This is a genomic window from Paenibacillus wenxiniae, assembly GCF_039822605.1.
Taxonomy (GTDB): Bacteria; Bacillota; Bacilli; order Paenibacillales; family Paenibacillaceae; genus Saccharibacillus; species Saccharibacillus wenxiniae.
In genome coordinates this window covers 438310-459534 of sequence record NZ_JBCGUH010000002.1, presented here as the reverse complement: position 1 = coordinate 459534, position 21225 = coordinate 438310, and the positions used below count along the sequence as shown (strand labels likewise).

The window sequence follows — 21225 nt, the reverse complement described above, 5'->3', positions numbered from 1 at the left end:
CCTTGCTCTACTTTCGAGCAGTCGGTGTTCAGCGATGCGCTTAAACGTCATCTTTTAGATGAGCCAATAAGAAAAAGATTAGAACATGAGTAGTATATATCATCAGAGTAAACACTGAAAACAACGCAAAATAAAACACCAGGCAGCATGTGACAATGTTGTATGAGGTCACACGTTGCCTGGTTCTGTTTGCCTTGTACGTACACATATAGTTCTGATGCATATACATCTGCTTCTATTTACGTTGTATCTATTTCTTACGTATCTATTTCGCTTAAATAACGACTGAATGATAGCCATGATGAAATCATTTTACTGAATCGAAAAAACTTCCTTCTTCAATAATGCCTCCGGTTTTTTACCGATCGGATCTTTATGGAAATAATCGCGGATGACGCCATCTTGCAAATAGTTAGCGATCGATACTATAATCATCCCCTGATCCAGTGCCAGATAAGCTTTCGCCAGCTCGCCTGTTTCTACATTCACCGAATCATAGAAGCCATATTTACCGAGCATATTAAAGCTTTTTAATGCTTCGATGTTTTGGCGAGCATCCTGAGGTGCGTATTCTAATGCAAGGAACGTAGCATGCGCGGTTACCGTTGCTCCATCTTTATAACCGGACGTTCCAAGCGGTGTCGCTGCAAATTCGCTATAGCCCGTTGGCGTCGCCGAAGGAGAAAATCCCCATGCACGATAGCCTTTTTCCTTTGCATATTCGATTTGTAGTTGTACATGACGCTCGTTGTTCAGACCGAGTGCCTTCTTACCGAGTCCTTTTTCATTAATCACTATACCTGGCATGAGTGCTTCAAACATACTGCCGCCCCAGCTAGGCACAAACTTTTTACTCTTATACACATAGCTGCCTTCAAACACATCAACACCATCATACTTTACAGTCTTTCCTTGAGGGGTCTGAGACTGCCAGTCATATTCAGCCGGCATGGTACGGTACATTTTCCACCAGTGATCCTGTGGCACATCGCCTTTCCCGATAGCGATATAGCTCGCTACACGTGGTTCGGTGTAAAACATACCATAATGGTGATCGGTCAGCGCGCCTTTAGCAACGTCATATCCGCCACGGAATTGTCCAACTTCTGGATCATACAGCGTAGTATAGTTCATATTGTTCACAAGCTTGCTCGTCTGTCCATTTAACTCCTTGTACGCCTGTCCGACCACGATCAAGCCTGCGGACATCCAGCCATTGTCGACCTGAGATATAAATTGCCCCCAATCTTTTTTGAGTGAACCATCGTCGGTATTGTACCAGTTATAAAAGAGACCGTTCCACTTATCCAACTTTTCCAGCGTAGTAAGCGTCGTTTGCAGACGGGATACCGCTTCTTTTTTGCTAATAATACCCATTTGCTGAGCGGATACGGTACTCATCATGTACATAGCGATATTCGTTGGTGATGTGCGTTTGGCTTCCTCAATTCCTTTGTCTGTTGTGCGTACCTCATCGTATGTCATGCCTGTTTTGGGATCGGTGTAGTCTTGAAAGTATTGATACGTTTTATCTGCAATCGCTTTCAGTTCTTTGTTGAAGGTAGGCGCCTTTTTAGAGTCCGGTGCCGCCGAAGCCATAGGAGTTAATGAGACATTTGCCATCAGACACAAAGTGAGGATCATACTGAATATCTTTACTTTTCTCATGCCTTTTCTCCTTTCAAATTTAAATTGAAACGTTTCGCATTTATGATAGCATGAGAGTAATGATAAGGTAAATAGTAAATTGTAAGCGTTTACTAAAAACATTTTATAGGTGTTTTAGGTACAGTGTAGTTATTGATATAAATTCGAAACGTTTCATTTTTTGATGCTATATGAGTAGTATGTCATTACCTTTATATGAATCTAAATAAATGGGTAGGAGATATAGAAAATTAAAATGATACATCTCAAAAAGACACCATGAGCAAAGAAGTGCCTTTTTGAAATATTGACTTAAAGTCATGATGACTATTCCACCATATATAAGCTATATATGGTTTTACTAACAAATTGACTGTAGCTCACAAACACTTCGAATATAGTAGACATATAAAAAGGACAGCCTTCACAGGCTGCCCTTCTCACTCGATCATCATCCATCAACTTATCAATTACTCGTATACTTCACCCAATCATACTCCGCATACAGTGGGTTCGCACCATTATAAGATCCTAACCACTCATCCACACCGGTACCGTTCCAAATATTCATCATGATTTGACCGGGGGTCTTCGGAATGTTACTGGTTGCGGTATGCTTCAGTACGCCGTCGACATACCATTTAATCGAGCCTGGCTGCCAGTCGAATGCGTAAGTGTGGAAGCCTTGAGAAGCGTCAAAGCCCAGATTGATGATTTTCTCGTGGTTACCGACGCCATTCGTGTAGTAATTGAACTGTACTTTAGTTGTGTCTTTGCCCAGGAATTCGATATCGATCTCATCCCACTGTGTACCGTTGGCTGGGCCAGTGTACGTAAAGAAGGAGGATACGATACCTGTATTTTTCGCAGGCTTCATACTCACTTCGTATTTACCATAGCCGTATTTATTGGTTGTGCGATACTCGCCACAATCGAATTTGTTCGGTGCAGAGCTGGTCAGGCCGAGTTTCATTTTACCATCGCTTGTAAAGCTGACGTTATTGCCACGCCATGTGCAATTAAACATACTGCCGTTGGAGTAGCCGTCTGCTTTTTGCCATGTGCTTGGGTTAAAGTAAGTTAATGGTTCCCAGAACACCGTCGCTGCGAATGTATTTGCTGAGAAACCAAGAGACAGGACAACAGCAGTCAATAGGGTCAACCAGGATTTTCTTTTCATACAAAACCTCCATCTGAATATAGTAAATGTAAAGGATAACCATCGTTATACATCCGATCGCGGTAACGAATCGTACGATCGGATTCGTAATAAACAGGTCATGTTGACATGATTTAACGCATCAGCTTAACTTCGGTTTTCCGTCTGCCACTATACTACTTGTACAATTACTCACTTGCAGACACTTCATTCGTCTGCATGCTATCTGTAGCAGGCTGACTTCCAGCAGCTTCGCTAGAACTGGATGCTACGGATTCCGATGCTGCTGGCGTTGTAGCAGATGGCTGCTCTTTTCCAGTCGTTTCGCTTATCTCGGCTTCAGCTGGACTTGTAACGGCAAGCGTCGACTGTGCTTCGGTAACTGCACTTTGTGTCTCAGCTGGAACAGCTGCCAATCCTGCATTGGATACGAATTGCCATGCATCCAGATTGAACAGGTTACCACCGCCACCGGTAAATACGAGATACACATTGTGAATACCTGTAGCGTTGCTAATATTCGTCTGAACCTCTTTCCAGTTTTGCACGCCGCCTGTAGAAGGGACTTGCAGCGTACCTACAAGTGGTCCGCTTACGCTATCCAAGCGCACTTCGATTTTACCGCCTACCGTAGAAGCTACAATCGCTTTGAAGGCACGCGCACCTGCGGAGCCAAAGTCTGCTCTACCAACAGCGATCCAGTCGCCATTATTAATATTTGTTACGTTCTGATTGTTAACCGGTCCGCTTGCCTGACTTGCCTCGGTGTTAATTCCTGCTTGCCAGCCAATCGTCTCCGCTTCGACCCGTGTATACGGATTCAGGTTAAACAGCTGCGGAACACCTGCCATATTGGCCTGCACTTCAGCGATGCTGCCGTCTCCATTGTGCGTCAGCTTGTTAATATGCGGAGAACGATACCCTTTACCGTCACCGATCTGTGCTTTACTCACCGTCTGCGCATGGTATACGACATACCACTGGTTATTAAAATTAAATACAGCATGGTGATTGTTACCGCCTACTCCGAAGAAGGAGTACGGGTTTTTCAAGAAATGACCTTTGTACGTAAATGGTCCCATTGGGTTGTCACTCACCATATAGCCAATTTCACCAGCCGGATATTGGGATGGGTGACTACCGGCAAAGTTGATGCAATACGAGTAGTAGTATTTGCCATTGTATTTGTGAATACCAGAGTCTTCAAACAAATATGGTGCATCGATCGTGCTTGCACTGCCACTCACGCTGATCATATCCGCTCCAAGCTTGATCACACGTGCGGTTTTCGGATTAGCGATCGAAGCTGGATCGGATTCGTTTGGAATGCCGCCGCCACTGTACAGATAGCCTGTACCGTCATCGTTAACAAGGACAGCTGGATCAAACAACCATTTTACGCCAGACATGCCTGGTGTATTTTGAGTCAATAACGCTTTACCCAGTGGATCTGACCACGGACCGATTGGCGAATCAGCGGTCAGGACACCGATGCCTGCACCACCATTGGCAAAGTACAAGAAAAATTTATCTTTGCCGTTGATTTTCTTATGAGCTACTGCGGGAGCCCATGAATTACCAGCCCATTTGGCAATCCCTTTACCGTTGTTTTTGTTATTTGCTCCTGCGACAGGGACCGTTCCATGATCGGTCCAATTGACCATATCGGAGGAAGAAATGACCTGTACACGATCAAGCGCACTAAAGTCGTTTTCCTTCACGGTGCCGTTGCTATTGTATACGTATGTATCGCTCGACATGTATACATACACTCTGCCATTGTAAACAAGCACATACGGATCAGCTCCAAGCTTGTGATCCATCAGTGGATTCGAATTACCGGGCAACTTGGCGAGTGATGGAGTAGCTGCGTCTGCACGTAATGCGGAGAACGTCCCCATCAATACAATAAAAGACATGAGTACAATGAAACATTTGCGTATCCTGAACATGAACTAACCTCCATTTCGAATTTTGTTAACGCTTACATAAGAGATGTATAAAAGCATTCTGTAAAAGAAGAGTGCCCAACAAGGAACGTATTTGCACTGTTTTACGCTTCATCACAATAAGCATAATGATGTAATTGAATTCAAAATAATGGTTATTAATGATTTGAGAAAATCATAGCATGGTCTATTTTATATCTCAACATCATTAAAAGGATGCGCATTTTCAGCTACTTATTGCTAAGAGAACGCTTTCACAACGCGTATTTTAGGTCGTTTATAACTATATCCACTATGGCAAGTTGAATAATATGGATTTCGATATACAGAACATTGATGCGCTTAAACGTCATCTTGTATATGAGCTATGCTGCAAAAATGCAGTCTATCTTCTTATACGGAAGACGGACTGCATCGTGTGTAACACGCTTATTCATACATCTGGTCATGCAGCTCGGCCACATAGTCGATAAACTCCTGAATCGGCGCAGAGTGTTGAATCGACTTTTCGATCACATTAAAGGATAAATGGTTCACGATATCTGCTTGACGCTGTAAGTACGGCTGCTGTATACCAGCTTGCTTATCTTCTTTGTATCTCGCATACAATGCAAGCATCTTTGCTCGTTGTGAATCGTAATATTCCAGCTCCTCCAGTAACTTTAAATATCTTGTCTGGATACCGATGAGATCAAACACCGTTTGGTATTCTTCAACCTGATTTAAGCGCGAAATACGTCCTTCTCCTTTAAATTGTATCCATTTGCTTACTAGATTTACTGGCTGGATTAATATGCTATGGATGCACACTCAACATCACAGCCGTATAGAGCGAAATCGCTGAGCATATGAGCAAGCCGAGCGATGTCCATGTACTGCGGAAACGAACAAGCATCCATACCCCTGCGATGACGAGTACGAGTGCCAGTAGCGCTACTGCGATTGCTGTCAACGACCAGCCCAGCTGCAAGACGCCATACAGCGTTGCCTGGCCAAACGGTTCATAAAATAACGTCCATAACGGAGACAACGCAATCGCCTGACTGTCCACTGCTGCTACCAGATCATGCGGTGGCGACTGGTTGGAAAGATATGCCGTACCTAACAGCACGAGCAGAGCAAACACCGTCTCCACGCGCAACCAGCGTACCGGACTCCAATCAGGCTGGCGTGCCAGATATCCTTTTAACAAAAAGCTATTCGTGGCAGCCAGTGCAGTCAATGGCAATAGTAATGCATGCTTGATCAAGAGCGCCTGCCCAAATGGAACGGCGAGACTACCTGCATAATTGTCGGTAAACGATAGCATCATCAGCAAACCGGACGCAATGGCTGCGATATAACAGATCATCGCAAATGGAGACATCCAGCTGAGCCACGCCTTCCAATTGTCAGATTGTCCGTGTCCTAACCGTTCTGAGTTTTCGGATCGGTCGGATTGTTTTGTAAACCATGCGACGACAAACAATACGCCTAGCCAGAGCATCACACTGAGCAAATGCACCGAATGGGTTAAGAAGCCAGTCAGCCCATATAAGCTTGAGGAATGACTCGTATAACCAATCCCTGCAACCATACCGATCGCCAGCATCAGACCGATCGCTGACATGAGGCGTGGACGATCATTCCATACTCGCTGATATAACACAATAATAAGCAACAGACCGCAAATGATTGTCGCTAACCAGCCATGTCCGGCATTGTAGCTACCCAGCACATAAGAGAGCACAAATCCGAATGTGTAATCAAACGCTGTCACGAAGAACATAATCACTTGAAGCATCGGCATCGCAGATAGCAGCATAATGCCGATAATCATGCCGGTTAATGCTTTTTTGGGCATATGGATACCGGGCTGATAAGCTGGATGAATCATTCCAAGTAAGAATGTACCGAGCACAAGTGATAAACAGACGTATAAAAGCCCATCAGCGAGTATCCATCCATAGGTCACTATTTCTTCCTCCGCTTACTGATCGTGGTTACTGCTGCAATCATCGCGATTAGAATAACGGCAATGGTAATGATCCAAGTGGCCGGAGATACATGTTCATCATCTTGTTCATCATCAGCTGTCGATGTAGAGCTGCTCGACGTTGGCTTTTGATCGGTTGTCGCATCATCTGCCGGTGTGGTCTCCGTTTCTACAGGCGTTGCGGGTGCTGGATTGGCTACTTCTGAATCGCTGTTAGCCGTTGAACTACTTGTTGCCTCAGTGTTGCTCTCTGTTGACGCTATAGCATTGGATGACGAGTCGTCGGTACTTCCCGCCGGCTCACTTCCATTTTCAGTTGAACCCGTAGCATTACCCGTGGCATTGTTGGTAGCTTCACTGTCTGGTACATCTACGCTAAAGGCATAACTGCCTTCGATAGGATGACTATCTTCGCCAACTATTTTCCATTGCACACGATACATGCCGGATGTTAACGGTGTAGCTGGCTGGCCAGACATGGAAGAACCATCTACTTTAATATCTTGTACAGTGACAGACTGACCACCCGAAGACGTAACGGTAAATGAGCTTAGTTCTGCAATCGGTGTGTTAAAATTCATCTGAATTTCGGTTACAGCTCTTTGAACTTTGGCATCCTTCGCTGGAGTGGCACTTTCCAGACTCGTATGAGCAGAAGCTGTGAACGGGATCGCTAGCCATAGTAATAGGATGCCAAGCACACTACATATCCTTGTACGGAAAAACATTGGAGATACGGACATGGTAAAACTCCTCTCTATAGGGCAGAATATGAATCTATACTTTAACCTTCACACACGTATACTTACTCATAACCACTAGGACGGTAAAGGGATCACCAGATGTTGCTCCTCTGCCAGTTGTGGCGTATAGGTACGTTCACGCAGACGAATTTCCTGCTCGTTCATCATGACTACCGTGGAAGAGCGTGTACCATATCGCGATTCCTCACTCTGAATAAAAATCGAAGACAATATGCGTTCCCATTGTAGCGAAACACCAGTTGCGGGTAATCGTTCATCTGCCGGACGGTCAGCAAGTTGTAGCAATGTGAACAATGCATCACCAAGCTGCTCGGTATCCAATGCCAGTGGCAGCTGGAGTAGCTGTTGCAAGCCTGCTTTTCCTTGCTCTACCTTCGGCCAGTCGGTATTCAGCAAATGGTTACTAATACCGTAAATTCCTCGCTCCAATCGCTGTGGCTGCTGATTAATATTGGAGTAGTAATACAACTCCTGATGATCGCCAGCAAGCAGATTATAGCCGGGGTAGTCGTGAGCCTGTGCATGAATATGCTTCATGTACGTATGTGGCGCAGCATTTCCGGTTAAAAAGTTAGCGACCAGTTCTCCCCGTGAACGCTTCCCTTCCCGTTGCTCCAGTGGATCACGATAATTCGTCAAGCCAGCAAATCGTCCTTGATCCGATACACCGAGCCATGTACCGTGCTTCAATAAATCACGGCCAGCAATGACATGTGGAGCATCTGACCAGCGATGCACAGATGCGGATGGGCGATCATAAAATTCATCGCGATTCGCTGCTACAATGAGTGGATACTGTGGATGAATGCCATAAGCGAATAAAATAAGACACATGCAGTCATAGCTCCTTTGACCTGGATTCGTATGTATAACGGCTTTTTAATAAAGCACTGTTTTATTTTAGCATACGTATACGTTTGTGCCGCATAGAGAATAAGCGATCGATGGTCTAAACTACGATACACAAAAGCCGCCTACTTCTGAGAGGTTCGTTCATCATGGTATCTCATGATCTCAGAAGTGTGCGGCTTTTGTAAGGTATTTGCCTTTATTTAGTTGCTCTATAGCGAGAATAGAACTGTTCTAAGATAAAGATTGGGGTGTAATTGTCATCCTTCTTTGATGCGATCCTTCTTGTATAGCTAGAAAAGATCTAGCTGGAAAAAGATGTAGTTAGAACAGAACGAGCTAGAGAAGAAGAGAACTAGCTCAACGACGTATGTTCAGTATTTTCAACCGATCAAGATTGGAAATAACGTGGAATCATCGTTTCGAAAGATGGGAAGGCATAGATCAGCTTCTCTGCATCGGCAGCTGTCAGTCCCAGCGTAATAAATGGAGTCAGGCTGTTAATGATTTCCAATGCTTCCTGGCTGTAACCGGCCGCACCTACTAGCTTTTTATCCTTATCATAAATTAGGGTCAGGTGCGCACTCGTTTCACCACGTCCGGCAAAGTCCCATTGCTTGCCCAGCTCAATCGGCTTTACACTATACTGATCGCTATGCTGTTCGGCTTCCTCTGCTGTCACGCCGACCTGTGCAATGCGTGGTGAAGTGAAAGCGATCGTAGCGATCGGTGGATATTGAATCGGCTCACTCGTTTTGCCAAGCAACCTGCCTGCCACATATTTAGCTTCGAATACCGCAGTTGGTGTAAGTCTAGGCTGTGTTTTATCGATAATATCACCTGTCGCATAAATATGAGGCTGTGATGTTTGCAGATACTCATTTACTTCAATGCCTTTTTTGTTATACGTCACACCGGCTGTTTCCAGCTGTAGCGGTTCGACATTCGGAATACGTCCGGTTGCATTCACGATTAGACCTGCCTGTAATGTCAGACCGCTTTCCGTTTGCAATTGCAGTTCATTGCCTGCTTGCTGCACTGCGGTTACTTTTTCGTTAAAATGGAATTGGATGCCGTCTTGTTTCATTTTCTCTGTTAATTGACGTGCATAAGGCTGGTGGAAACCATTGAGTACGCGATCGGAAACTTGAACGATATGCACGCGACAACCCGCGCGTGCAGCGATCGATGCCAGCTCCATCGCGACATAGCCTGCGCCGATCAATACAATTTCTGCTGGCAATTCGGGCAGGTATAGGAATTCATTACTCGTCTTAAGCCATTCTTCGCCTGGAATATGAAGCTCGGCTGGACGCTGTCCTGTAGCAATAACAATCGTTTCTGCTGTATAGCTAGCTCCATCAACCTCTACCGTATGTGCATCGGTAAAGCGTGCTTCACCGCGAATGATCTCGACCCCTGCTTTTTTCAGATTGGCTTCCATTGTTTTTGGCAACTCGTCCAAAATTTTATTTTTATGATCCATCAATTTACCCCAATCCAGCTTAAACTCACTTTGCAAGCCTGCTGTTTCCAATAGCTCTGCATCTTCCATGAGCTTGATCGGGCCATCCAGAATAATCTTTGGATTACATCCATAGTTCGTACATACACCGAGGATTTTGTCACGTTCAATAATAGCTACTTTCTTGCCACTCATACTTAGCGGTAAAGCAGCATTCCATGCGCCCTGTCCGCTACCAATAAATAGAATATCAAATGCTGTCATTATAATTCCTCCTCCGTTTGGTTGGGTTCCATTTTATTCACAATTGATTGTGCATGATTATTCTTACTATCAAAAAATTTTGCCATTCTGTTTTACCATTACCCAATTTCACCAGATTGCAATAATGGACAGCGATAAAAATGTCTTTTTCCTTCTTGCCAATCTTTCATTTGCTGCAAATTAGTCTATTTTTTAACATGCAAAAAGCCTGATTACAGCGCCAATTACAGGCGTTGATCAGGCTTTGAATGCAATGTGAACAAAATAAAGCGATCAAAACGATATAAGCTACATTTATACTTTAATCAGACCGTATTTGAGAAAGCTTTTGTACAGTCCATCTTGTTCGACTGTATCGGTAATATCATCCGCAATCGCTTGTAGACCGGGCTTCGCATTGCCCATCGCGATACCAATCGCACAATATTGGAGCATTTCTGCATCGTTCATGCCATCGCCAATCGCCAGCGTATCCGCCTGTGACGCCTTTAGATGCTCCAGTACATCGGCGATCGCAATCGCTTTATGGATACCGGGAATCATTAGCTCACCACTATCTTTGCCAAAGATCGGCACCGTACACTGAATGACTTCAAACTTCCCCTGAAATTCCTGCTGAATGACTTCAAAGGGCAGTTTGCTTTCCAGAAAACAGACTTTGTTCACATCGTCTTTATACAGATCCGCCTCATCATAAGTTAGCCCTTCGATAAAAGGATGCGGCGAATGTTCCATTCGCTGCTTCGCTACCGGATCATTTTCAACATCGCCATAGATTAATCGCTCTAACTGGAAGCGAAGTCCGCTACTTGCATACAATGCGGAGTTCGCTTCCAGATAAAAATGAACGCCATGCTCGTTGAAAAAGTCAACCATATGTCGCACATCCTGAGCCTGTACCTTTTTGTGATATAATACGTGCTCGCCAAGCTCCACATATCCTCCGCCTGCACCGATCAATCCATCAAAGCCAATCTCCCAGATCGAATCATAAATCTCAGCTTTAGAGCGTCCTGTACATAGGAATAACAAATGTCCATTCGCTCGTGCCTGCTGACAGGCTAATTGAGCAGATTGCGGCACACTTCCATCATCGTTCACCAGCGTACCGTCGATATCGATAAAAACAATTTTACGTGAAAATTGATCGTCTGTATTCGGTACTTGCTGAGTGTTGATAGGGGTTACTTTAGGCGTAGGTATATCTTGGGCTTGTTGCATGGGATCACACTCCTTATATGGAATTGTTGGTGTTGATGTATACGCACCAGTCTTTTAACTGTCTAATATAGAGATGTTGATGTTTTACATCAGAGAGGAGCGCATAATGTAAGAAAATTGTATTTTTTATAAAAGGCTGTAGATCAGATGTTCAATTGAAGTTGATCAAGATATGAGTAGCTTGACCTCGCTTCCCTTTACACCCTATTCTAATCTTGAACGATACACATTTCCGCGCATGATACAATCTCATATTTAATCTGGTCAAGATACTGGATATGAGCTGTCTACCTAACTGTAGCCGTTGGAACGGGTTACATGTCAACCTGTAGATATTGTTCACTGTCATATAAGTAGGATGATATGTAGCTACATACTTAACTGGAATCATATTAGATATGTACATAATATGTAGCACGATATCAAACGATGCAGCACAAAAGATGTAGCAAAAAAAGATGTAGCAAAAAAGAGCGGGCGATCATCGCCTGCTCTTTTGAACGTTAATTTCATACATTGGTTTATCTTATTTTCATCCTTTATTGGCGATATACAAGCAAGAATTTCACCTGCAACCTTTTATTGCATCTTACTTTGCCGAAGATTGCACCGGACTGCGGCGAAACTCCGTCATAAAGTATACAAACGCGAGTAGTGGCAATGCCATACCAAGCGCAATAGCTGCTGTCCACCCCCCCGCTTCAAATGCCCATGTGCCGGCAGATGAACCAATCGCTCCACCGAGGAAAAAAGTCGCCATATACAGTCCATTCAGACGACTGCGTACTTCCGATCCCAGTGAGAAGATCGCACGCTGTCCTAGCACCAGGTTCGCAGATACACCAAGATCGAGTAAAATCGCAGACAACACAAGCAACAAAACGCTTCCGATCGAGCCATCACGCGCCAGCAGAGGCAACAACATCGAGACGATCACGATCGCAAAAGCAATCGCAGTCCCCGGACGAATCCAGCCACGATCTGCCATACGTCCAGCAATTGGCGCAGCGGCAGCTCCAGCTACGCCAACAAGCGCAAAGATTGCAATCCCGGTCTGCGAAAAATGAAATACCGGCCCTGCCAGCAACAACGGTACAGTCGTCCAAAACAGACTAAAGGTACTAAAGATCGCAGCATGATATAGGGCACGGCGGCGCAGCACAGGGGTATGACGAACAAGCTGTGCCATCGAAGCGATCAGATGAGGATACGAATGACGGGAAGCCGGGCGATTGGAAGGCAACGCTCTGATAAGCACCAGCGCAAGAACGGTAACGAGAACGGCTGAGATCAGGAATACGGCACGCCAGCCGAGATGATCGGCAATCAGGCTCGATACAGGGCGAGCCAGCATAATGCCAAGTAACAACCCACTCATAATATTACCAACGACGCGCCCGCGAGATTGTTCAGGTGCGAGATGCGAGGCATAAGGTACAAGAATCTGCGCAGCTACTGATCCAAGCCCGATCAGCATCGAAGCAACTAAAAATATCGTTGCTTGACCTGCCCATGCTGCCATCAGTAAGGCAAGCACGGTAAATAGGAGCGATACAAATACAAGCCGGCGATTTTCTATAATATCACCAAGTGGAACGATAAATAATAATCCTACCGCATATCCAATCTGCGCCAGCGTGACAATCAGTCCGGCTGCTTCTGCTGATAAACCGATATCAGCACGAATTAAACCAACTAACGGTTGTGCATAATATAGATTAGCAACAATTACGCCGCAGGCGATCGCGAGAAAGATCATTAACCAGTTAGGCATCGTTTGCTCGGTATGGTGCTCTGCCTTGCGAGTTGCAGGTGGTTGCTCGGTATTCATAATGAACACATCCTATCCTCTGTTATATTCGGAACATTCGTTCCAGAAATTTGAAAAATAAAATCATATCTTGTTCTGGATATGATGGTCTTTGATGATGCTATGATGCAAGTAACGTATGTGTTCGTCCAAATGTATGTGTTAGACCCAATCGATTCGTATTAGACGATAAGCTTATGCTATGTGTGCGACTTCGATATGAGTTCAATCCATTTCATACATAAACAGATTCAATCTATGCGGAAATGAACGCTGCAATGTACGTTCGTTTACAGCATAACAATGACTGATTCAACCATCTGCTCAGCATGCGTGCGATCCGTATCCACTTTAGCTGCGATATTAATACCATGATTCAAATTCAACAGCAAATACGATAATGTGCGAAGATCTCGATCCGCAGCAATTTCACCGCTCTTCTGTCCCTTTTGCAGCAATTGGTAAAATGCTTCTCCCAGATCCTCAAACCGCTTCTGTACAATCTCCCGAATCTGCTCGTCCGGTGCATCCAATGCAGCAATCGCATTCGTAATCAGACAGCCTCGTGGAGAAGATGGATTAAATGCTCCATCGATGTGCTTTTGAAAATAGGCTCGAATGCCTTCTTTTGCAGAGCTTGCATTCGTAAGTCGACTGCGCTTATCTTCGCCAAGCCGTTTGTAATGCTCAATCGATTGCAAGTACAGATGCTCCTTATCGATAAAGGTCTCATACATGCTGGAGCGGCTAATGTTCATCGCCTGTAGCAATTCTGCCATGCTGGTTGCTTCATAGCCCTTTTGCCAGAAAACGAGCGTTGCTGCATGAAGGACTTGTTCATGGTCAAACTCCTTATTTCTGCCCATTCTGTCGCCTTCCTTCTATCATCTTTATACATAGTATACTCTTTTCGGAATGATTGTTCCAGTATTTCCACAAAAAAATATACCGCCTTAGTACAAGACGGTATTGTTAGCGTATACATTTTGATATAAGACAATTGTGGTTTAAGAAGGTGTATACATATAAAATGCGTAATCGGTCGGAATACCACGGTATCCTAGCTGATGCAGCATCGCTGTCAAATTGCCGCGATGGTACGTACCGTGATTAACGACATGCTGAACCAATTCACTTAGCGGTGTATCGGTTGTTCCGTATACAGGATGCGTAACCGTAACCGTGCCTTCCAGATCATGTCCGTCAAAAAAGCTACGATATGCACTTTCCGTCTCAGCAAAGCGCTGCTCCATTTCCCGGGCAGTAGCAAGCTTCGTTTCATCCATCAATTTCATAATCAATTGTCTGGACTCATCAAATGGACGTTCACACATCACACTCAACCACATCGTATCCATCGCATACATATGCGACAACAATTGTCGAATCGAAGGAAATACGCTTTTCACTTCACGGCTCCAAGCTTCTTCAGGAATGGTGCGCAAATGCTCAAATACGAGCTTATTTGCCCACACATGATAATTGTATAGCTTGATTGTCGGGTTCATCGTCTACATCTCCATTCCGGCCAGGCTACCTGAACTAAGTTACACCTGATTGTACACATCGCACGATAATACAGTGCAATTCCATCTTAGAACCCCTGTTCGTGTGTGTCAATATTCATTATGAATCGATATGTATTCATAGAGGAACTAAACTATAGAGGTATGCAAAAACCGGATATTCCCACCAGCATAAACAGCACAAGTCAGGCGGGAATAGCGGCTTTCTAGCCAAACGTTTACATTGTAATATGAATCAAAATGATACTTTAATTAGACCGTATTAGTTTAGCATCCTGCATGGAAGCCAACTTCATACGGTTTTTATTGTACATGGAAGCTACGAAAATACTATTTTTATACTATTGTTCCATCATTCATATTCAATTTATACTACTCTTGTTCTCTTGTTCTCTTGTTCTCTTGTTCTCTTGTTGTTACTTTAGAGATCGATTATATCACTGCGCTGTGGGGTGACGGCTCCAATCTTCCTCCATCAGTGCTCCATGAATCATCGCACCACTTAAACTTCCTTCCGCAGCTGCTCTAATGAGCTGGGATGGACCATTGAATGCGGAATCTCCAGCACTATACAGACCATCCACACTTGTGCGTCCCATCGAATCCACCTGAATATAACCGTGTTCATTCAAATCATAGCCGAGCGTATCGTGAAAAGTAGCTTTAGGCACAAATTGTGGCACTACAAAGCCGCCACTACGCTCTATACTACGGCCATCCAACAGCACAACTTGTTGCAGTTTACCTTCATCGTGCTGTAGCTTTGCAATGGGCGTGGTGATAACCTCAATTCCTTTGTCCTGAAGCTCTGACTGTTGTTCCGGTTCAAGTACCGAAGCGCCATTTGTGAATATGATGACATCCTCACTCCAGGTGTGTACCATTTTGCTCAGATGCATAATCCGGCTATCAGCGCCAATAACGGCAAGTGGCTGATCGCGCAGCTCCCAACCATCACAGAAAGGACAGTTAAATAAGCTTTTACCATAACAGTCTGTAACCCCTTGAATAGAAGATAACACTTCCTTAATGCCGGCGGTGATGAGCAGTTTGCGCGCAATCAGTTGATGTCCATCTTGAAGTTCAATCCGAAAATGTCCATTGTCCAGTCGCTCCACCTTGTTAGCGAGTGCAACGATGTGCTGAACTGAAGGGTAACGAAGCACCTCTTCATAAGCGATTTTGCGGAACTCTGCTGGCTTGATGCGATCGCGTGTTAAGTAACCGTGTGACTCATGTGTAACGCGATTACGTGGTTGTCCATCGTCTACTATCACAACTTTACGCCGTGCACGCCCCAGCACAAGTGCAGCGTTCAGACCCGCAGGGCCACCGCCAATAATAACACAATCCAATACCATTTCTTTTCCTCCTTTAGGGATATGATTATAATCAGATAACCGAAAATCGTATTAGATACATTAAAGACTCTTAATATCCGTAATTAGAGTAGAGTAAGCGTTAGTATGTTGATCGAGATTGATTTTACCTTTACGTCTGTTTCAGTTCCTGAAAGATAGCTCTATCAGCATAATATCAAAGGTAACATGTAGCATGGTCAATGTATTAGTTTGCATACATCTATTAACTATGCTCATATGAATATTATTATGCCATTCCTCCAGTTACATGTATGCCGTCACTGCGAGTTAAATCGACTCGTCAGTGACTGGCATACGTGCAACGAGATCAACCAGCTTCTGCTGTTGTAAATAATGCTCCATCGTACCTTCCGCTTGAAGCATCACCTGTTGAACCATACATTCAGGCCCATGATCGAGTGTGCATTCAAATAGCGATGCTGTACCTTCAATCGCATGAATGATATCCAGAAAGGACAGCTGCTCCCAGTTACGCTTCAATCGATAGCCACCATGTGCGCCAGGTGAAGATTCCACCATACCTGCCTTCGCTAACTTGGTCAAAATTTTGGACAGATATGTCGGTGATACCTTTTGAAACTCAGCTAGCTGCTGAACGCCAATCAGACGATGGGGTGAAGCGACAGCCAGATGGAGCATCGTGTGTAGCGCATAATCGGTTGCTTTAGAAAACTTCATGGACTAACGCCACCTTTATTACGGATATTACAGACTTTATGGGTCTATAATATAGCTGATGTACAATCATGTCAACTACTAGGGCAACAGACAGATGGAGTGTGTACTTATATCGTGCGTTCAACAACCTTCGGTGGCTTTGTTAGTTTGGACTACATATTTTGGCGATCTCTACTAGCTTGTAGTTCGTATCATACAGAGCACATCCAGAGCACGAATGAAACTAATTCGTTTGTTACTTATTACAGTGAGTTATTTCGTATAAGACCATCCATACTCAATAAAATCGTAATAAAACGACACCCGTAATCGTCAACGCGATGTCGAGCCATTGACACTATATTCGCATTGTTATTTTATTGCTAGCGTATACGAGGTTGCTCCATCATTGCTAGTTAAATTATTAGTAGTTAAATTATTATTTTGTTTGCTATTACGTATTGTTATATATCTTCGTATGTATAGTACTGGATCAATATCAATCCAGCAATTCCTGTTGTTTCAGTTGCTCAAATACGAGACGACTTGCTACCGATACTCGATCTTGATCGTCATAACTTAGCCAGGCCATCTCTTCGATCTCGCTATCTGGCTGTAGTGTACCTTCATAGTCTGCCGTATAACATGTTAAACGGACAATCGTCCCGGTCGCTTTGCTATCTGCTTCTGCTTCAAATGTCCCTACATGCATAATTGTTTCTTGTTCTAGCGTCACGCCGAGTTCTTCCTGCACTTCTCGAATCAACGTCTGTTGATCTTCCTCACCCGGATCTCTTTTACCGCCTGGAATATAATACAGCTCTTTGCCTTTTGAACGGACGCATAATAGCTTACGTTCATTAAGAGAAATCCAGGCTATTTTATCGATGATAGTTGACATATAAAAAGCTCCCTTCGCTCATGCTTGTAATCAATTTATTTTGCGATGATTTTAGCTAGATGATTAGCTGATTTTTATAAAATTTCGTAACTAAGCTATCCGTCATGGCACCACAGATTGTTCATTTTAAAATAGTGCGTGTAACTCGTGTACATAAAATATTTATCATACTCGTATTCATTTTTTTAATCATATCGTTAAACATATTCACTTCATTCTATAGCTCTCCTTATTCATACCTTACAAGCTCACGTTTACGTCCAGTCATCGAGAACATTTTATCAACATCTCCACTCACCCTATGACAGAAACTCCAAAAATTTAAAATCTTAAAATCTTCAACTATTTAAGCCTTTAAGTTTTAAAGCTTTCATTCTCGAAGCCCTGAAATCTCAAAGTCTCAAAATTTTAAAACGTCACTTCTCTAGCACCTGTCAACTTCTCTAGACCAGCTCGATCCAAAATAACTAGCTTCCCACGGCTGCGCTGAATGAATCCGTCCTCGCTAAACTGGCTGATTACTCGATTAAGATGACGATAGCTTGTTCCGATCAAATTCGCAATGTCAGTCAAACTATAATCTGCCGGATCGCCGGTCATGACGATGTTATGCTGTGCCGTCGTTACAGATAACAGATAACTTGCCAGTCGTATTTCCACTGGATACATCAGATTAAAGCTCATCGAATCGGATTTAACGCGAAATTTGTACGTAATAATATGCAGCAAAAAACGCAGAAATGGAGCATGATCCTGTCCATATTGGTACAGCCATTGATAGCGAATACCGAGTACTTCTACCGGTGTCACTGCTTCAACCGTATTCATCAGCTCCACCTGCTCAACGTATTCGATATCTCCAATCATTTCCGGCGGCGTTTTGAACGATAACACAAGTGTTTTGCCCTCAGGCGACGTAAGTGATGTTTTGGTTGTGCCTTTGACAAGTACATATAACACCTCTGAACGTTCACCCTGTGCACAGAGCACTTCGCCGGGTTCAAATCGATACAGACCGAGATGAGGCAATAAAGGTTCGTGGAATACGTCTTCAATTCGATATTGTTGCAAATATGCCTGTAACTGCGCTGGATCGCGAATTTCTTGCATGATGACACCGCTCTCTGTGTTGAAAATGTTAATTTGTTCAAATACTCAATCCGTTCGTTCCTTAAGCATCACGAACTTCATCATACGGCTATTTTGATCATGATGTTGCCTGTCTTATTATACCGAAACTCCATAGGGATGAGACTAGGACATATGTCCTTAACTGTCCATACGTATCAGTTGTTCTGATCAAGGGTATGAACTAAGATAGAGTGACAGGAGGTCGAATCGATGACACTTACACTACGCACATGGGATAGCTGGGATGATGAAATCTGGCAGCAAATCAAACCCATTTATGAAGAAGCTTTTATCCACGGCGCTAAGCCGGAGAAGATTATTCGCCAGATGCTTGATCGCCAAATCGCTTTTCTGCATGGAGGTTATGAAGGCGATGAGCTGGTCGCGATGGCATTGACCGGTCTCGGTAAAAATGACGCACAGCAGACGATGATTATCGACTACATGGCGCTTCGTCATGATCGGCGCGGACGGGGCGAAGGACGTTTATTTTTTGAATTGTTACGTAATTGGGGGATCGCTCATCATCGTATCAATGCCATCATTATTGAAGCTGAAGCAGAAGACACGCAGGAGAATCGGGAGCGGATTGTTTTCTGGGAAAAATGTGGTTTTCAGCCTACTTCGTATGTACATCATTACATTTGGATTCCGGAAACGTATCGGGCACTTGTATTGCCGTTACAGCCGGATTTCCAAGTGACAGATGATGGACAACAGATTTTTGAGCAAATTACCGATTTTCATGAGCGATCTTTTCGCAAGCTTAAAAATAAGACGTCGACTCGTTCACGCAAAGGAAAATCATAAACAGATACCCCCCACATAATACCAGAGCATAACTTTGGACATCCATCTGGACTTACTATGATCTAACATGCAACAAAGCCACCGGATTAACAAGATTGCTCAATCGGTGGCTTTGCTATGCTATAGCCTTAACGTTTGGTGTTTGCAAAACGATATCTGTATCCATCGTGTGAAAATTTATTATGGTATAGCCTTAACGTTTGGATTAGATGTTTTATCGATCACTACTAACTTATGCTTCGCATCATACAGAGCACGGATGAAATTAGTTCGTTTGTTACATATTACAGTAGATTATTTTACAGTAGATTATTGCGTATAAGATCATCCCTACTCAATAAAATCGTAATAAAAAAACCCCCGTAATCATCAACGTGATGCCGAGCCATTGTGCGCGACCGATCCGCTGCTTGATCGTATCAAACCAGCCGCGTGCATCGATGACAAAAGTCATACATAGCTGTGAAATCAGCAGCACCGCAATCGTCAATGTAGCACCAATATGATGCATCGCCGTAATATTGCTAAACACAATAATGGCTGCAAAGGCACCACCCAAACGGTACAGCTTCTTCACTTCCCGGAATTGACGCCAACCTCCGCCACCTGTAGCCATCCAGATCACTCCAGCTAGCACAAATCCGCCCAGCTGATTCATCATGACTGCATGCCATGTGCCCACAATCGCACCGGTATGAGAATTGACGATGCCCTGTAAACCCAGAAACACGCCTGCCAATATTGCAAAAATCACACCATTCATGCTGTCCCCTCCATTTCAGTCCTGTTCATTATACACAACACCGATAGGAGGATCACCAGGACATATGTCTTTTACCGTGACCCGCTTCAATTGAACGTCTGATCGACTCCATTGAAAGTTCAATCGACTCTACAATTCTCATTACGATTGTTCTCATTACGCCTGTGGCACATGCGGCGGAAGTTGTTTGGTTTTACGCCGCCGTCTACGGTAGAGCTGATAGCCTTTGCGTACTCCTTCTAGCAGAAATGACGGAATCGGAAATAATATACGTGAGGCGATCGGATAATACAGTCGATCATATGCCTTTTTAAAATCATCCCACATGCGGCAAGGCTCCTGTTTCAGAAAATCGGACACATCCACAACGAGACCGCGTCCCTGATAGAGCATTACATTTTTGGCATGCACATCATGGGGGCGCAGACCAACTGATCGTGCATATTGCATCGCTTGCTCAATATCGCATACCGCCTGCTCTGGAATGAAAATGCCACGTTTAAAGCAATCATAGATGGTCGTTCCCATTAACTGTTTTAGCACGAGAAAGGGTCCATCCGCATAATAACAGGTCGAATATGATGGATGATCGCCGAGTAAACGATACACTTCACGCTCTGCCTCAAGACCTGGTTTACCAGCTGCATACACTTTAACCGCGTAACCCGGATAATCCGGATGGGACAGCACAGCTGCATAGTTGCCAGCACCCAGCAGCGTCCACGGCTCAGGATAATGAACAACTTGGATCGGCTCCAGTGGATCTTTGCCCTCCAAAACGAGTTCTGATAATAAATGCTTGTTGACCTGTTCGACTAATTGATTAATTTGACAAACTTTGCTCAGTTGATCCATTGGTTCTGCGCTCACTTTCCATAGCGAAAGCCAGAATAGGCTAGTATGACAGCTGTACTCCGTTTCGCCTCTTATAGTCTATGTATATTATTTTCTT

Annotated in this window: 19 protein-coding genes; 1 reads left to right on the top strand and 18 read right to left on the bottom strand. The window is 44.0% G+C overall.

The features are described from left to right. Positions 1–312: 312 nt before the first annotated feature. The 16 genes from AAHF22_RS04960 to AAHF22_RS04885 form a co-directional block, all read right to left on the bottom strand. Positions 313–1668 carry a glucoamylase family protein gene (locus AAHF22_RS04960; protein ID WP_347323855.1) on the bottom strand — a complete coding sequence of 452 codons (1356 nt, stop codon included), beginning with the start codon at positions 1666–1668 and terminating at the stop codon, positions 313–315. Between the two features lie 445 nt (positions 1669–2113). Next, positions 2114–2827 (bottom strand): beta-glucanase, encoded by a 714-nt coding sequence (bglS, locus tag AAHF22_RS04955; protein ID WP_347323854.1) that lies wholly within the window; start codon positions 2825–2827, stop codon positions 2114–2116. Between the two features lie 167 nt (positions 2828–2994). Beyond that, positions 2995–4707 carry a glycoside hydrolase family 43 protein gene (locus tag AAHF22_RS04950; protein ID WP_371834024.1) on the bottom strand — a complete coding sequence of 571 codons (1713 nt, stop codon included), beginning with the start codon at positions 4705–4707 and terminating at the stop codon, positions 2995–2997. A 477-nt stretch (positions 4708–5184) separates the two neighbouring features. Continuing rightward, entirely contained in the window at positions 5185–5454 is a 270-nt protein-coding gene (locus AAHF22_RS04945; RefSeq protein ID WP_347323852.1) for a hypothetical protein, read from the bottom strand. Positions 5455–5551: 97 nt separating this feature from the next. Continuing rightward, positions 5552–6709 carry a CopD family protein gene (locus AAHF22_RS04940; protein ID WP_347323851.1) on the bottom strand — a complete coding sequence of 386 codons (1158 nt, stop codon included), beginning with the start codon at positions 6707–6709 and terminating at the stop codon, positions 5552–5554. After that, on the bottom strand, positions 6709–7473 hold the full coding sequence (locus AAHF22_RS04935; protein WP_347323850.1) for a copper resistance CopC family protein: 765 nt from the start codon (positions 7471–7473) through the stop codon (positions 6709–6711). Before AAHF22_RS04935 ends, AAHF22_RS04940 begins: the two co-directional genes overlap by 1 nt. 75 nt (positions 7474–7548) lie before the next feature. After that, a complete protein-coding gene (locus AAHF22_RS04930; protein WP_347323849.1) occupies positions 7549–8328 on the bottom strand; it encodes an NRDE family protein in 780 nt (259 codons plus the stop codon). Positions 8329–8734: 406 nt separating this feature from the next. Further along, positions 8735–10072, bottom strand: a complete 1338-nt coding sequence (locus AAHF22_RS04925) for a dihydrolipoyl dehydrogenase family protein (RefSeq protein ID WP_347323848.1) — start codon at positions 10070–10072, stop codon at positions 8735–8737. 294 nt (positions 10073–10366) lie between these two features. After that, positions 10367–11293: a Cof-type HAD-IIB family hydrolase gene (locus AAHF22_RS04920; RefSeq protein ID WP_347323847.1), complete on the bottom strand. Its 927-nt coding sequence runs from the start codon at positions 11291–11293 to the stop codon at positions 10367–10369. 589 nt (positions 11294–11882) lie between these two features. After that, entirely contained in the window at positions 11883–13124 is a 1242-nt protein-coding gene (locus AAHF22_RS04915) for an MFS transporter (RefSeq protein ID WP_347323846.1), read from the bottom strand. 269 nt (positions 13125–13393) lie between these two features. Then, positions 13394–13969, bottom strand: coding sequence for a TetR/AcrR family transcriptional regulator (locus AAHF22_RS04910; protein WP_347323845.1), 576 nt, complete (start codon positions 13967–13969; stop codon positions 13394–13396). A gap of 141 nt (positions 13970–14110) precedes the next feature. Beyond that, positions 14111–14611 (bottom strand): DinB family protein, encoded by a 501-nt coding sequence (locus AAHF22_RS04905; protein WP_347323844.1) that lies wholly within the window; start codon positions 14609–14611, stop codon positions 14111–14113. Between the two features lie 455 nt (positions 14612–15066). After that, positions 15067–15990 carry an NAD(P)/FAD-dependent oxidoreductase gene (locus AAHF22_RS04900; RefSeq protein WP_347323843.1) on the bottom strand — a complete coding sequence of 308 codons (924 nt, stop codon included), beginning with the start codon at positions 15988–15990 and terminating at the stop codon, positions 15067–15069. A 288-nt stretch (positions 15991–16278) separates the two neighbouring features. Next, positions 16279–16689, bottom strand: coding sequence for an RrF2 family transcriptional regulator (locus tag AAHF22_RS04895; RefSeq protein ID WP_347323842.1), 411 nt, complete (start codon positions 16687–16689; stop codon positions 16279–16281). A gap of 478 nt (positions 16690–17167) precedes the next feature. Next, a complete protein-coding gene (locus AAHF22_RS04890; RefSeq protein WP_347323841.1) occupies positions 17168–17569 on the bottom strand; it encodes an NUDIX hydrolase in 402 nt (133 codons plus the stop codon). Positions 17570–17977: 408 nt separating this feature from the next. Continuing rightward, a complete protein-coding gene (locus AAHF22_RS04885; RefSeq protein ID WP_347323840.1) occupies positions 17978–18679 on the bottom strand; it encodes a Crp/Fnr family transcriptional regulator in 702 nt (233 codons plus the stop codon). 231 nt (positions 18680–18910) lie between these two features. Between AAHF22_RS04885 and AAHF22_RS04880 the strand changes: the two genes are divergently transcribed. Next, positions 18911–19510, top strand: coding sequence for a GNAT family N-acetyltransferase (locus AAHF22_RS04880; RefSeq protein WP_347323839.1), 600 nt, complete (start codon positions 18911–18913; stop codon positions 19508–19510). Between the two features lie 334 nt (positions 19511–19844). Here the strand turns inward: AAHF22_RS04880 and AAHF22_RS04875 are convergent, their stop codons facing one another. Both AAHF22_RS04875 and AAHF22_RS04870 read right to left on the bottom strand, forming a co-directional pair. Beyond that, a complete protein-coding gene (locus AAHF22_RS04875) occupies positions 19845–20273 on the bottom strand; it encodes a DMT family transporter (protein WP_347323838.1) in 429 nt (142 codons plus the stop codon). A 156-nt stretch (positions 20274–20429) separates the two neighbouring features. Then, the gene (locus tag AAHF22_RS04870) at positions 20430–21128 is read right to left on the bottom strand and encodes a protein kinase family protein (RefSeq protein WP_347323837.1); all 699 of its coding nucleotides are present in this window, start codon (positions 21126–21128) and stop codon (positions 20430–20432) included. Positions 21129–21225: the final 97 nt, after the last annotated feature.